Origin of the sequence: Haoranjiania flava (assembly GCF_025631005.1) — a bacterium.
In the GTDB taxonomy this organism is placed as follows: domain Bacteria; phylum Bacteroidota; class Bacteroidia; order Chitinophagales; family Chitinophagaceae; genus Haoranjiania; species Haoranjiania flava.
This window is the reverse complement of record NZ_JAOTPL010000009.1, coordinates 79657-94302: the sequence shown is the minus strand read 5'-3', so window position 1 is coordinate 94302 and position 14646 is coordinate 79657. Positions and strand designations below refer to the sequence as shown.

At 42.1% G+C, this 14646-nt stretch carries 11 protein-coding genes; 10 read left to right on the top strand and 1 reads right to left on the bottom strand.

Going from position 1 to position 14646, the window contains the following annotated elements:
* Positions 1-30 precede the first annotated feature (30 nt).
* Positions 31-627 carry a 50S ribosomal protein L17 gene (gene rplQ / locus OD355_RS13905; protein ID WP_317619113.1) on the top strand — a complete coding sequence of 199 codons (597 nt, stop codon included), beginning with the start codon at positions 31-33 and terminating at the stop codon, positions 625-627.
* A 109-nt stretch (positions 628-736) separates the two neighbouring features.
* Here rplQ and OD355_RS07935 read toward each other — a convergent pair whose 3' ends face one another.
* Positions 737-1288 (bottom strand): O-acetyl-ADP-ribose deacetylase, encoded by a 552-nt coding sequence (locus tag OD355_RS07935; RefSeq protein ID WP_263037930.1) that lies wholly within the window; start codon positions 1286-1288, stop codon positions 737-739.
* Between the two features lie 43 nt (positions 1289-1331).
* Here OD355_RS07935 and OD355_RS07930 point away from each other — a divergent pair, with 43 nt between their 5' ends.
* From OD355_RS07930 to OD355_RS07890, 9 genes are all read left to right on the top strand, one after another.
* The gene (locus OD355_RS07930; RefSeq protein WP_263037929.1) at positions 1332-2468 is read left to right on the top strand and encodes a glycosyltransferase; all 1137 of its coding nucleotides are present in this window, start codon (positions 1332-1334) and stop codon (positions 2466-2468) included.
* Positions 2469-2470: 2 nt separating this feature from the next.
* Positions 2471-3817 (top strand): sensor histidine kinase, encoded by a 1347-nt coding sequence (locus OD355_RS07925; RefSeq protein WP_263037928.1) that lies wholly within the window; start codon positions 2471-2473, stop codon positions 3815-3817.
* A 285-nt stretch (positions 3818-4102) separates the two neighbouring features.
* Positions 4103-6298 (top strand): glutamine synthetase III family protein, encoded by a 2196-nt coding sequence (locus OD355_RS07920; RefSeq protein ID WP_263037927.1) that lies wholly within the window; start codon positions 4103-4105, stop codon positions 6296-6298.
* Positions 6299-6734: 436 nt separating this feature from the next.
* Complete coding sequence (locus OD355_RS07915) at positions 6735-7286, top strand: RNA polymerase sigma factor (protein ID WP_263037926.1); 552 nt, start codon at positions 6735-6737, stop codon at positions 7284-7286.
* A gap of 36 nt (positions 7287-7322) precedes the next feature.
* On the top strand, positions 7323-8366 hold the full coding sequence (locus tag OD355_RS07910; protein ID WP_263037925.1) for a FecR family protein: 1044 nt from the start codon (positions 7323-7325) through the stop codon (positions 8364-8366).
* 36 nt (positions 8367-8402) lie between these two features.
* On the top strand, positions 8403-9176 hold the full coding sequence (locus tag OD355_RS07905) for an endonuclease/exonuclease/phosphatase family protein (RefSeq protein ID WP_263037924.1): 774 nt from the start codon (positions 8403-8405) through the stop codon (positions 9174-9176).
* 105 nt (positions 9177-9281) lie between these two features.
* Entirely contained in the window at positions 9282-12380 is a 3099-nt protein-coding gene (locus OD355_RS07900) for a SusC/RagA family TonB-linked outer membrane protein (protein WP_263037923.1), read from the top strand.
* A 19-nt stretch (positions 12381-12399) separates the two neighbouring features.
* On the top strand, positions 12400-13671 hold the full coding sequence (locus OD355_RS07895) for a RagB/SusD family nutrient uptake outer membrane protein (protein WP_263037922.1): 1272 nt from the start codon (positions 12400-12402) through the stop codon (positions 13669-13671).
* Between the two features lie 16 nt (positions 13672-13687).
* On the top strand, positions 13688-14638 hold the full coding sequence (locus OD355_RS07890; protein ID WP_263037921.1) for a phosphodiester glycosidase family protein: 951 nt from the start codon (positions 13688-13690) through the stop codon (positions 14636-14638).
* The last annotated feature ends 8 nt before the right edge of the window (positions 14639-14646 follow it).

Below are 14646 nucleotides of genomic sequence, written 5' to 3'. Positions count from 1 at the left end.
GGTGTAAGCATTAAACAACAATTTATTGTTATGCGTCACGGAGATAAAATAAAAAATTTAGGCCGTAAGAAAGCACACAGAGATGCCTTATTGTCTAACCTGGCTGCTCAATTGATCGTGCACAAAAGGATCGTTACCACATTGGCTAAAGCCAAAGCTTTACGCGTGTATGTAGAGCCAATGATTACTAAGACCAAGAAAAACGAGAATGAGCTGCAGATCAGCCACAACCATCGTTTGGTGTTCAGGGACCTTGAGAACAAAGCAGCGGTTAAGGAACTATTTAATGTAGTGGGCCCTAAGGTGGCAAGCCGTCCCGGTGGCTACACAAGGATCATTAAATTAGGTACACGCCCTGGTGATAATGCTGAAAAAGCCATGATCGAACTGGTAGATTTCAACGAAGTTTACAACACATCTGCTGATACGCAGGAAGTGAAGAAAACACGCCGCAGCCGCAGAGGCACAGGCGCTAAGAAAGAAGCTGCCCATACAGAAGCTGTAGCAACAGAAACAAAAGAAGAAGTTGCCGCACCTGAAGCAGCAGAAGCCACTGCTCCTGAAGCCACTGCACAGCCTGATGCTGAAGCAAAAACTGAAGGAGAGGAACCTAAAGCCGAAGCGTAAGATTATACAAATAAATCATTCAATAAAGCCTTTCAGCATGAGAGGCTTTTTTATTGGATGAAAGTAATGTAAGGTTGAAAAATATTATTGTTGCCCGCAATTATCAATTTTATTTGCTGGCTACCTTTGCCAGGTACAATTGATAATTCTCTTCATCAAAACATACGAAAGTTACCTTTTCAATTGTGCCGGGCTTGTAATTCATTACAGCATCAACCGCAATCTCCGCAGCTTTGCCTTTAGGAAAACGGTAGATGCCCGTACTGATGTTTGGAAAAGCTATATGCTTCAAAGCGTGCAGCTCTGCCAGTTTCAGCGCGTTGGTATAGCAGTTTTTTAAAAGGATTGCTTCGTCATGCCCGCCACCGTGCCATACAGGCCCTACGGTGTGTATCACGTACTTTGCAGGCAGCTTGCCCGCTGTAGTGATCACGGCTTCGCCGGTAGCGCAGCCTCCTTGCTTAGCGGCTATTTTTTTACAGGCTTCTAAGATTGCTTGTCCGCCCGCGTGGTGAATAGCGCCGTCGACACCTCCGCCACCCATGAGCGAAGTATTGGCAGCATTTACAATGGCGCCGGCAGCTAATGTAGTTATATCACCTTTGATCACTTCAATTTGCACAGTTAAAATTACAATTTTATTTGTAGAAAACTTGGGCATAAATCCATCTGAATCTTGTAGTTATTAAAGTACTTTTGCAACCATGAACAGCATTGATCTAATCACCGGGCATTGGCGCGAAATTTTATTCGGCTCCTTCTGCCTGGTTATTCTTATACAACTTTACTACTACATTTTTATTTTTTCCAGACTGGCATTTTATAAGGAAAAGCCTAAGGATTATACCCAGAACAACCCATTGACAGTGATCATCTGTGCCAAAGACGAAGCTGCCAACCTGGTAGACAACCTGCCCGGCGTACTGGTGCAGAACTACAATTCTACTCATAGCGTACTGGTAGTGAATGACAATTCTACGGATGAGTCTAAGTATATCCTGGAAGAATTACAAAGAACTTTCAGGCAATTGCAGGTACTGCCGCTTACACAGAGCTCATCTAACATCCCGGGAAAAAAGTTCCCGCTTTCCATGGGTATCATGTCTGCAAAGACTGAATTGCTGTTGCTCACAGATGCAGATTGTATTCCTGCCAGCGAATTCTGGATGCAGAAGATGCAGGCGGCTTTTACCGAAGAAAAAGACATTGTGCTTGGCTACGGACCCTATAAAAAAAGGCGGGGCCTGCTCAACAAACTTATCAGGTTTGAGACCTTCCATACAGCACTGCAATATTTTTCTTACGCTTTGGCCGGAAAACCCTACATGGGCGTGGGAAGAAACCTGGCTTACAAAAAAACAGTGTTCCTGAACAACAAAGGTTTCTCTTCCATCAACCATATTCCCGGCGGCGATGATGACTTGTTTATCAGCAACGTGGCTAACAAACGCAATACTGCTGTGGTGTTAGATAAAGATACTTTTACACTCAGCGAGGCCAAGCTCACCTGGAAATCCTGGAGGAAGCAAAAGAGCAGGCACTATACTACCGGCAAATATTACAAGCCAGGCATTAAATTTTTATTGGGAATGTATTCTCTTTCAGCCTTCCTGGTGTACCCGCTATTGGTGTTGGCTGCTGTATATTACAACGTTTGGCTTGCGTTGGGAGTTTACGCTTTAAGAATGATTTTTGTGGCCGTCACCTGGAGAAAAGTCATGCATACGCTGGATGAAATGGATCTGTGGAAATGGTTTTTGGCATTAGATATCTGGCAGTTTATTTATTATTTTATATTTGCTTCTACACTCTTTAAAAAACCGGCAAGGAACTGGAAATAATTATGAAGAAACAGGTACCATTGAGTATATTACTGGTCTCTATCTCGCTGATAGGGTTCTTTATAATCCAGGTTTCCTGGGTGGTAAACCTCATAGACTCTTCGCGCCAGAGAACCACCGAAAGGGTTACGCTTGCCACTAAGGAGGTCACCAGCAATATTGCTAACCGGCTCTCCATTACCCTGAGGCCGGTACAGAAATCTCCGCTGCAGTTTCCCGAAGATATTTTCAACAGTCCCAGGATCACTACGGTGCGCGAAAGTTTTTCGCTGGAAGAAATCCAGCAGATGTTCCAGCGCGCGCTCGAAAGCCACAATGAAAAAGGATTGCATATAGAATTTGGCATCATCAATACGGTAGCGCCCGGCAGGCGCAGCGTTTCCCTGAGTACGCCGAATTTTTTCGCCATCACCCAGGATTCTGCACTGGAAAACAAAGCCGGAAAACCCATTATAGAAAATATTGGACTAAATGTGGAGTATGGCGGGGTATCGGAAAGCATGGTGGTGTACATCCCCAATATCAATACCCAGGTATTGAAAGCACAATGGCTGGTATTGCTGGGATTCTTATTTTATAGCATTATTACCCTTTCGGCATTCTACCTTACAGTAAAGACCATGCTGCAGCAGCGAAATCTGAGCAAAATCAAAAGTGATTTCATCAACAATATGACGCATGAGTTCAAGACGCCCCTTGCAACTATTTCACTGGCCGTAGATGCGTTGCAAAACCGTAAAGTGCAGCAAAACCCTGAGAAGCAACAATATTTTACCGGCATTATCAAAGATGAAAACCTGCGCATGAACAAGCATGTAGAAACCATTCTGAAAGCTGCATTCACCGAAAAGCAGGAGATTACGCTGGAGCTGAAAGAAGTGCATGCCCATGATATCATACGCCAGGTATCTGAATCGTTTGAACTTCAGCTGAGAGACAAGAACAACGGCAGCGCTAAGTTAGTGTTCAATGCTAAAAATGATCTGATAAAAGCAGACCAGGTACACTTTGCCAACCTGATCAACAACCTGATGGATAATGCAGTGAAATATTCTAAACCCGATGTGCCCGCAAGGATCATCATCACTACCCTCAATACCGCTAAATATTTGTCGGTGCGCGTGCAGGACAATGGTATCGGCATGTCTAAAGAAACGGTGAAGCGTGTTTTTGAGAAGTTTTACCGTGCGCATACAGGCAACCTGCACAATGTAAAAGGTTTCGGCCTCGGCATGAACTATGTAAAAAGTATTGTGGAGGCACATAAAGGCAGGGTGCGTATAGAAAGCGAATTAGGGAAAGGCTCCACTTTTATAGTAGACTTTCCATTAGCACAGGCCGTATCATAACCTTCTTTATTATACTATAAATTTTTATCGAGCAACCTTCTTGCGACTCGTGGATTTTACCAAAGTGTACAGACAGATTATGCAGAAATATAGACAGCATGTGGTTTAGGGCTGTTTAAAATTCCAACCTTCTCACTACTTGACCCCAGGTAATGTATATAATGATAGCCTGTAATAATAGTCTGATTTATATATAACGATTAAAAAAATATATTATTTTATGTAAAATATTGTTCAATTTTAATCTTATGGGCGTAATTTTGAATAAATTTAAATATAGCAAATATGTTAATCAGGTTTAAAGCACTGGATTCTTTAGTAGAAAATGAAAGTTACAGGCACATCGCCCCGGAGTTTCCGCCGATCACAGAAATATTCGGTGAAAATGTTTTTACGCTGGATAAGGCCAGAAAGTATTTGCATGATGAAGCTTATAAAGGATTGGTGCAAAGCATCCGGGGCAGTCGTAAGCTCGATAGGACAATATCCGGGCAGGTAGCTGTAGGCCTGCGCGCATGGGCTCAATCCAAGGGCGTGACCCACTATACCCACTGGTTTCAACCTTTAACAGGCACAACGGCAGAGAAGCACGATTCTTTTTTTACCCTGAAAAGCGATGGCACCGCCATTGAAGAATTTGACGGTGGCGCATTGATACAGCAGGAGCCGGACGCTTCCTCCTTTCCCAATGGCGGCATCAGGGCTACTTTTGAAGCACGTGGCTACACCGCCTGGGATCCTACTTCGCCTGCTTTTATTTACGAAGCGGCAAACGGCAGAACACTCTGCATTCCTACCATATTTGTCTCCTACACCGGCGAATCGCTGGATTATAAAGCGCCCCTGCTGAAAGCTATTGACGCAATCAATAAAGCGGCGGTAGACGTTGCCAACCTATTTGATAAAAATATTACCAGGATCGCGCCTACACTGGGTTGGGAGCAGGAATACTTTGTTATAGATGAAGGCCTGGCTAACGCGCGCCCTGACCTGATACAATGCGGCAGAACCGTTTTTGGCGCATCTCCCGCCAAAGGCCAGCAGTTGGAAGATCACTATTTTGGTTCAATTCCTCAGCGCGTATACGCGTTTATGCGCGAGTTTGAATACGAATCTTACAAGCTGGGCATTCCCTTGAGAACCCGGCATAATGAAGTGGCGCCCGCCCAATTTGAAGCAGCTCCCATATTTGAAGAAGTAAACATTGCCGTAGACCACAACATTCTTTTAATGGATGTAATGAACCGCGTGGCAAGGCGACACAAGCTGAAAGTGTTGCTGCACGAAAAACCTTTTGCGGGCATCAACGGAAGCGGCAAGCACAACAACTGGAGCCTGGCTACCGATACCGGCATTAATTTATTATCACCGGGCAAAACCCCGAAAACCAATTTGTTATTTCTCACTTTCTTCATCAATACCATCAAAGCAGTACACGATTATGCTGATATACTGCGTGCATCTATCGCATCTGCAGGCAATGATCACCGGCTGGGTGCCAATGAAGCGCCGCCTGCCATTATCTCGGTATTTGTGGGTCAACATCTGCGTGAGGTGCTGAACGATATTGAGCAAAGAGTAGGAGAGGATTTTGATGAGCAGGACGAAGCGATCCTGAAGCTTGATCTGCATCGCTCTATTCCGGAATTATTGCTCGATAATACCGACAGGAACCGCACATCCCCCTTTGCTTTCACAGGAAATAAATTTGAGTTCAGGGCAGTAGGCTCTTCTGCAAACTGTGCCAATGCTATGGTGTCTTTAAACACTATTGTAGCAGAGACTTTGAAAAGATTCAAGTCGGAGGTAGATACACTGATAGAAGAAGGTACCAAGAAAGAAATTGCAGTGATGCAGGTATTGCAGAAATATGTGGTAGAAAGCAAGGACGTGATATTTGAAGGTGATGGTTACAGCCAGGAGTGGGAGCAGGAAGCAGAAAGACGCGGATTGCCCAACCTGAAAACCACCCCGCTGGCGCTCGATGCGCTTTCCACTGAAAAGGCAGTGAAGTTATTTAGCGAAAATGGTGTGTATACCCAAAGAGAAGTGCACGCGAGGCACGAAATTGAACTGGAAAATTTTCTGAAAAAAGTGCAGATAGAAGGCCGCGTGATGGGCGATCTTGCCCTGAATCACGTGATACCGGAAGCTATACGTTACCAGCAGATTGTTGCTGACAACGTATGTAAACTAAAGGCGGTGGGCTTGCCGGAAACTGCTTATGCCAGCCAGGTAGAGCTGTTGGGCAGGCTCTCCGTACATATTGAAACGGCTTACCAGAAAATACATGAAATGGTTGAAGCCAGAAAGGTTGCCAACAATATTGAAGATGTGCGCGAGCGCGCCATCATGTACGATCGGGAAGTAAAAGCCAGATATTTCGATGAGATTCGCTACCATGTAGACAAGCTGGAACAACTGGTAGATGACGAGATCTGGTCTCTGCCAAAATACAGGGAAATGCTGCTTCTGCGATAGTTAGCAGATAATTGACAATGCACAGTTGATAATGGAATATGAGCGGGAAATTAGGATTGTGGATTTGTAATGTTTTTTATGGGTGTTTATTTTGGACTGCTGTATCTGCAAGCTGAAATTTGTGATGTTTGTTCATAAGTGCTGATATAGGAGTGACTGAATCTGCAAACTGATAGCTGAAAGCTGCAATGGTGTAGGCCAAAATGACCAGTGCAGAATGAGACTGGATAACTTAATGAAAGGTTAATGCAGAGAATAAAATTAGAAAGAAACATTTTAGTATTTTTGAGGAATGTTATTCTTGCTTTAATCAATTATGGCCCTTGTGCCAGCCGAGATTATGGTTGGAGTATGAATATCTGAGAAGTAACATTTCTTTTTCAGGAGGAATGATTGTTTCCACTTATCCTAAAGTTGAAGGTCTAAATCCACTGCATTGAACATTGTATATGCTTTAAAGGAAGGCGATGAGGTTGTTTTTAAAGAGGTATTCGAAGAGTATTTCGGTAAACTATACTCTTTTATATTCAACAGGACTCATTCTGAATATCTTGCAGAAGAAGTAGTACAGGAAACTTTTATCAAGTTGTGGAAGTACAGGGCCAGCCTGAATGAATCATTGTCTGTTTCTATACAGCTTTTCCGAATTGCCCGCACCACCTTAATCGACCAGATCCGCAAACAGAATAATCTGCTTTCAGTGATCAATACGCTATCTGACCAAGAAGTGCAAAACGCTACCTGGGATACCATTTCTTACAACGAGCTCAACAACCAGTTGCAGAATTACATTGAAATGATGCCGCCTATGAGGAAGAAGGTATTTATTTTAAGTAGGATAGAAGGATGGAGTTACAAAGAGATTGCTGTTGAACTTGCTATTTCACTTAAAACGGTAGAAAAACACATTTCCGAAGCGTTGAAACAGTTAAGACCGCACCTTTCAAAAATTAATATTCTCTTAATATTGCTAAGTTATCAAAGTTAAGGAAGGGTAAAAGCTATTTCAAACGTATTTAATACGATGACTAAGGAGAAAATATATAAGTTTTTTCATGAGCAGCTAAGCCGGGAGGATAGCGAGCGGGTAGCGGTCTATTTAAAAGAAAACCCTGCTGTGCTGAATGAATACCTGAATGAAGAGGAGTGGAAGATGTTTGAAGGTGAAGTGTCTGGTTCAGATGAAGCAAGATTTCGGGCCTGGAATAAGATCTCCGGCAACCTGGATTCAAGCCGGCGCAGCGTCAAAAAGCTGTGGAGGCCTTTCTTAGCAGCCGCATCCCTGATTGTGATAATTTTCGGCATCTGGATGTTATTAGGTAAAGAAGAAAAAACCGCGCCTTCCCCGGTAGCGCATTCTTCCAGCATGGAAAAAATAATTGAAAATAAAAATAATGATACGCTAGGTTTCTATATGCCCGATGGAAGTATAGTGTATCTCTTGCCAAAGAGTTCTGTTGCTTATGCCGAACCATTCACGGAAAGGAGCATTCGCCTGGATGGAGAAGCTGTTTTTAATGTAGCAAAAGATTCCTCACGGCCATTTGTTGTCCGCTCAGGTGCACTTTCTACCACCGTGTTGGGAACAATTTTTACGGTAAGGACCTTTCAAATGGAGCCGGTAATTACGGTACACTTGTTTGAAGGAAAAATATTAGTGAAAGAAAATGCGAATGCAAATGAACAACACATGCTGCACCCTGGCCAAACGCTTTTTTATGATAAGGTGACCAATGCTGTAACGGTTGTGTCTCCAAAGCAGAAACGGGTGGTACAAACGCGCGGAACTTTATCCGAAGATCCTCTGCCGCAAGTGAAGGAAAAACATCTTTCAGAAAACCACTGGTACATGTTTGGCAATCAGCCGCTCTCAGAGGTGCTTAACGAACTGGCGCGCCTCTATGAAACGGAGATCGTTTATGAGGAAGAAGATGTGAAAGGCATGACTTTCATTGCCAAACTGGATAAAACAGATTCGCTTGAACGAATTTTACAGTCAATTGCCAGCTTGAATGGGTTAACTTTAACGAAAACCGGCGGCAAATATATCCTTCATAAGAATAAGTAACTATAACCCCTACAATATCTATTTAATTTTTACATTATGCACAAATCCTTTTTATTTTTTCTGCTGGCGGCTTTTAGCTTTCAGGTAAAATTTGCTCAATCCCAGACAATCAGGGTACTCAGTTACAACATCCACCGCGGGGAGGATATGAACGGCAGGATTGATCTTCAACAGATTGCAAGAGTGATTAATGACGCAAATCCTGATGTAGTATCCTTGCAGGAGGTAGACAGCGTCACCAATCGCACAAACAAGGTAGATCAGTTAAAAGAGCTGGCCGCGCTTACGAAAATGAATTATTTCTATGGTAAGAATATGGATTATGATGGCGGCGGTTATGGTGTGGGCATCCTTAGCAAGTATCCTATCGTAGATCAGTTTGTTACCAGGCTGCCAAATTTCTCCAAAAGTGAGCCGCGGGTGGCAGCTACTGTTGAAGTAAAACTCAGGAAAAACAAGTCTTTCCTTTTTACTGCTATTCATCTGGATTATGTAAAAAATCCTACAGAAAGAATTGAGCAGGCCAAGAAACTCCAGGAAGTATTTTCTGACATCAAAAAACCTTCCATACTTGCAGGCGATTTCAATGCAGAGCCCGGCGAGGTGACCATGACAGATTATTTTTACAAATGGTACAATGATACGGACCCGGGACATTCACTTTCATTCCCCTCGAATGAGCCACGCAAAAAAATAGATTACGTGCTCGTGTCTAAAAACCATCGCTGGAAGAAAAAGCATTATAAAGTCATAGATGAAAAAATTGCCTCAGACCACCGACCGGTGCTGTCTGTTGTGGAGTTGAAGTGATACGGCTTTATCATTTCCTCAATTTGCATGTTAATTTTATAAAAATTTTAAACAACAGGTAGGGTAAATCGATATTGAACCGTATTATAAGAAAACCCACTTGTTATGATTTCATTGTTCAGCTCAAGAAAGCTCTTGCTCCTGTTCATTCTTTTTACTGCTCTTGCCCCTGTGGCTATGGGCCAGACATTAAATAATGAAGTAAAAGGTTTTGTAAGGGATCTCAAAGATATACCCCTTCCGGGAGCTACTGTAATTGCCAAAAACGACGACACTGATTTATCTGTAGGCACGCAGACAGATTCTGTTGGTTATTTTGAATTTAAAAACCTTCCGGCAGGTAAGCATTATTCTTTTTTTGTTTCCAATGTTAGTTTTGAAGATCAGGAGCTCTCCGGATATGAAATTACCGGCAATTCTAATATTTCGCTGCTGGTAAAAATGACGCCTTCGGCTTCGGATTTAGATGAAGTGGTGGTGGTGGGATATGGAACGCAGAGAAGAGCGTTAGTGACTAGTGCGATTGGCAGCATAAAATTTAAAGACGAAGATATAAGGCCATCTTCTTCCCCTATAAGACTTTTGGAAGGAAAAATTGCGGGAGTAAATCTGTCGATAGGTTCTGGAAACTTAGCCTCAGGTGAGAGAGTTGCTGTTAGAGGAGCTTCTTCTATAAGTGCTGGCAACAACCCGCTATATGTAGTGGACGGTATCCCGATCAACAGCACTAATATGTCCATCTACGATTTTGGGGAAACATACAGTCCTTTGGCAGCATTAAACCATGCTGATATTGAATCTATTGAGGTACTTAAAGATGCTGCATCTGCTGCTATATACGGTTCAAGAGCAAGTAACGGTGTTATCCTGATTACTACAAAATCGGGAAAGAACGGACGAAATGTTGTAAAGGTAGATGTTACTACAGGTTTCTCTGAGTTTGCCGATAAAGACAAGCTGAAAATTGCGAATTCTGACCTTTATGTATTGCAGTTTAATGAAGGACAGGAAAATTATAATAGACAATACGGTCTGCAACCGGGAGATGCTAACTATAAAATTCCGATTTCTAACCCTTTCGGAAATATGCCTGATACCGATTGGCTGGGCTTAATCCTCCAAAAGGGATATTTCAAAAATATCAATACTAATTTTTCGGGAGGTACAACGAATACCAAATATTATGTGGGTGTAGGTTTTACAGATCAGGAAGGGGTTGTTCATAATAATTCTATCAAGAAATATAATCTGAATACTAAATTCACGCATCAATTTACTGATTGGTTAGAGATTGGTTTCAATAACATGGCAAATTATATCCGAAACAATCAGGTTCCGGGAGCAAACTTAGGTTCTACTATTTTAGCCAGGGCAATCGAACAGAGACCTTTCGACAGGCCATATAAACCTAACGGAGATTATTATGTTGGTGGAACTGATGAACTGATGCGCCATAATCCAATTCAAATATTAAATGAACAAACTGCATATGTAGACAATTTCAGGTATTTAGGTACATATTATGGTAAGATCAATTTCAATGAGAACATCTCTTTTAAATCTTCATTTAGTGCAGATATCGCCTATACTTACGATTATACCTATTATAACGAAAGACATCCTTATGGAACTGGAGTAGGCAGGTTGTTGGATGATAATAGGTTGATACAGAATTATCTGACTGAAAATGTGCTGAACTATACCAATACTTTTGGCAAATATAGTTTAAGCGGTTTATTAGGACACTCATTCCAGAAGTTACATAGCAGAAACTCGAATATAGATGCCCGTGGGTTTCCTACGCCTTCCCTGGGAGTGGTATCTGTGGCTTCTGAAATAACCGGCGCAAGCGGCGCACCAAGCGAATACGCATTAGAATCTTATTTTGGAAGGGCTACAATTTCTTATGACGACAAGTACATGTTCACAGGAACGCTTAGAGCAGATGGCTCTTCCAAGTTTCGGTCTGATAACAGGTGGGGGATTTTTCCCTCCTTGTCTTTCGGATGGAACGTTTCCAAAGAACAGTTTATGGATGGCACTGATCTGGATTTGAAATTACGGGCGAGCTATGGTAAAACAGGTAATCAGGAAGGAATAGGAAACTATGCTTACCAGCCTTTAATTGCCGGAGGTCAAAATTATGGAGGACTTAGCGGAATTTCTGTTTCTACTTTTGGAAACGAAAACCTGACCTGGGAGAAAGCAGACCAGTACGATCTGGGTTTTGATATTTCTTTGTTTAAGAGAAGGGTAAATTTATCTCTGGACGCTTATTATAAGAAAACGACAGATTTATTGTATAGTATGCCTATCCATGCCACCAGTGGTATGACAAGTATCATATCCAATATTGGATCGATGGAGAATAAAGGGATAGAGTTTTCGGCAAGTACAAACTTTAAATTAGGGCCGGTAGTGTGGAACTCTAATTTTAACATTGCACATAACAAGAATAAAATTTTATCTCTTATAGATAACGAGAACAAACCAATTTCTATTGGCGATAACCGCGCACTCGTAGTGGGCAGAGATATAGGTTCTTATTATCTTTTTGAATCGCAGGGTATTTATCAATACGATGGAGAGGTTCCGCAGGCACAATTTGATTTAGGAGTTAGAGCCGGAGATGTTAAATGGACAGATTTAGACGGAAACAATATCGTTAACGACAACGACAGGGTTGTAGTAGGGTCATCAAATCCTAAATTTTCTGGCGGATGGAGTAATAGTTTCAGGTACAAAAAGCTACAATTAGACGTCTTGACTACTTATAGCTATGGAGCAAATATTTATGCTGCGTGGAAGCCAAACGGGTTGGGACGTATCGGTTACAGATTTGCCCAACTTGAGGAATATGTACAAAATCGTTGGACGGGACCAGGTACAACGAAAGTTTATCCAAGAGCGATAGCAAGTGAGACGTTTAATACACGTAATTCAACCAGATTTCTGGAAGATGCATCGTTTATTAGATTAAGAGCGATAACACTGGGATATTTGCTACCTGAATTTACAGTAAGAAAGTTAAAAGTAAGCCAGATTAGACTTTTTGCACAGATGGACAACCTCTTCTTGTGGACAAAATATTCCGGATGGGATCCTGAGGTAAATACTAATTTAGATCCTAGATTTTCAGGCATCGATGCCTTAAATAACCCACAGCCACGAACCTTTAACATTGGGGCCAACCTTATTTTCTAGTTATTAAATCCTTACGATTATGAAAAACAAATGTTTATCTGTATTGCTGCTCACGGGTATGTTTTTAGGTTCATGCGCCGATAAGCTGGACCTCTATCCTCACTCGTCGATGTCACCGGACGCAATCACTGAAAAAGATTTGCCGGCATTACGCATAGGCATGTACAACGATATGCAGAATGACCCGGGCGTGCATGCTTTTATCCTGTTCGATATCCTGGGAGGAAATCTTCATACCGCTTCGGGCTCACCGCTTGATTTAATCAATTCGCAGCTAAGTCCGCTTGCCGGCGTTGTTTCCAACGGCTGGAATGGCTATTATGGTGCGCTTTATCAGGTAAATAATGTAATCTCGATATGCGAAAACCAGGCTCCAAACAGTGTAAGGAATACCGCTTTAGGAGAAGCCTATTACTTCCGGGCACTGATCTACTATAACCTGCTGACCCGCTGGGGCGGAGTTCCTATTTACCGTAAAAATTCACTGGAAAAATTATCAAGAAATTCCAAAGAAGAAGTCTGGGCATTTATAGAAGAGAACCTCGATGCGGCAGAAGAGTTGTTAGGCGAATCCTCCAGCTATTATTATGTCTCTAAAGATGCGGTTGAAGCATTGAAAGCAAGGGTCTTTTTGTATCAGGATAAAAAGCCGGAAGCTGCGGCTATTGCTGAGAAGCTGATCACCTCCAATAAATACAAACTGGACAGCTTTGAGAAAATCTTTAGAAAGCAGGCCAATAGCGAGATTATTTTTGCATTTGAAAACCGGACAGAAGAATCAAGCATCAATATATCCGACCTGTTTTATTCCTATGCACACCCGAACAAAGGGCAAGGCGTTTACCGGGTTTCCCAGCAAATGGTGGATGCCTATTCTGGCACTGATAAGCGCAGGGATATTACCATCACAAATATTGCCGGAACCTATTGTATCAATAAATATCCCAGCGGCCAAACCGGCCGGGATCCTGTAATCATATCCAGAATTTCCGAATTGTATTTAATCAGCGCAGAAGCGCAAGGCAGAATCAAAGGCATTGACAGGCTGAACGAATTACGCCGTTACCGGGGATTGACTGATATATCGGTTACTTCCGATGAGCAATACCAGGAAGCGATGTTGAATGAGCGGAACTTGGAACTGTTCGGAGAAAATTTTAGGTATTACGATTTGGTGCGTACCAATACGGCAGTCGAAAAACTGGGTATTTTAAACTATCAGACGGTATTACCTATCCCAGGCCGTGAATTACAATATAATACTAACCTTGAGCCTAATCCAGGCTACTAATTAAAAGATTGTTAAAATGAAAAATATACATCACATTTTTCTGTCGATAGGACTTTCATTCTCCATGCTGTTCACAACAGGGTGCAGCAAAAATGAAGGATTAATTAAAGCCTATGAGCAGTTTATCCCAAATCCGAAAACAGCAGTTGCAACCAAAGTTGTCAACAACAGCGATCTTATAGCCCGTATCACTACCGATACAACATATAAGCTTATCGACGGACTGGAAGCTACCGAAATCCGTTACTTGTCTACTACCGGCTTATCCATAAAGGCTTTTGTTTTTGAAATAGATTTAACAAGCCCCAGCATCAGAATTGAAGTATCTACACCAAATAATTCACCTTCATTTGGTATGCAACCTATGACAAAGCAGGCAATATACGAAGACTTTGAAGGCCATAAAGTGTGGGCTGGTATCAATGCAGATTTCTACAATATGGACACCGGAGTACCACAGGGAATTGTGTATAAAGAAGGTCTGGCTATCAAAACTACAGTTACAGATGCCGTAAATACATTTTTTGCAATTACCAAAGATGGTAAGGCGGTTATTGGTGATCAACAGATGTATCCGGATATCAAAAATATCATTCAGGAAGCAGTAGGCGGAAGAGTTACCTTATTGAAAGATGGGGTTGCTGTTCAGCAGGTTGATAAGAGATTGGAGCCCAGAACGTGTATTGGGGTAAATCAGGATGGAACAAAGGTTTATATGCTGGTAGTAGACGGCCGCAATTTTCATTATTCTAATGGAATGAATTATGATGATTTAGCGAAATTTATGAAAGCGCTCGGAGCTTATCAGGCTATTAATCTGGATGGAGGAGGTTCAAGCACTTTCTTCATAAGAACAACTCCGTCTTTTGGCGCAGGCAGATTTGCTGTAAGAAACTGGCCAACAGATAATGGAGGTAAGGAAAGATCTGTAGCTAATGGTTTAATAGTGGTTTCTGTTACCAATTAAATACATAT

Bases quoted from the DNA above. Each gene is read 5' to 3' on its own strand.
- OD355_RS07890 (WP_263037921.1), top strand. From the start codon at position 13,688: ATGAAAAATATACATCACATTTTTCTGTCGATAGGACTTTCATTCTCC.
- OD355_RS07920 (WP_263037927.1), top strand. From the start codon at position 4,103: ATGTTAATCAGGTTTAAAGCACTGGATTCTTTAGTAGAAAATGAAAGT.
- OD355_RS07930 (WP_263037929.1), top strand. From the start codon at position 1,332: ATGAACAGCATTGATCTAATCACCGGGCATTGGCGCGAAATTTTATTC.
- rplQ (WP_317619113.1), top strand. From the start codon at position 31: ATGCGTCACGGAGATAAAATAAAAAATTTAGGCCGTAAGAAAGCACAC.
- OD355_RS07925 (WP_263037928.1), top strand. From the start codon at position 2,471: ATGAAGAAACAGGTACCATTGAGTATATTACTGGTCTCTATCTCGCTG.
- OD355_RS07895 (WP_263037922.1), top strand. From the start codon at position 12,400: ATGAAAAACAAATGTTTATCTGTATTGCTGCTCACGGGTATGTTTTTA.
- OD355_RS07910 (WP_263037925.1), top strand. From the start codon at position 7,323: ATGACTAAGGAGAAAATATATAAGTTTTTTCATGAGCAGCTAAGCCGG.
- OD355_RS07900 (WP_263037923.1), top strand. From the start codon at position 9,282: ATGATTTCATTGTTCAGCTCAAGAAAGCTCTTGCTCCTGTTCATTCTT.
- OD355_RS07935 (WP_263037930.1), bottom strand. From the start codon at position 1,288: ATGCCCAAGTTTTCTACAAATAAAATTGTAATTTTAACTGTGCAAATT.
- OD355_RS07905 (WP_263037924.1), top strand. From the start codon at position 8,403: ATGCACAAATCCTTTTTATTTTTTCTGCTGGCGGCTTTTAGCTTTCAG.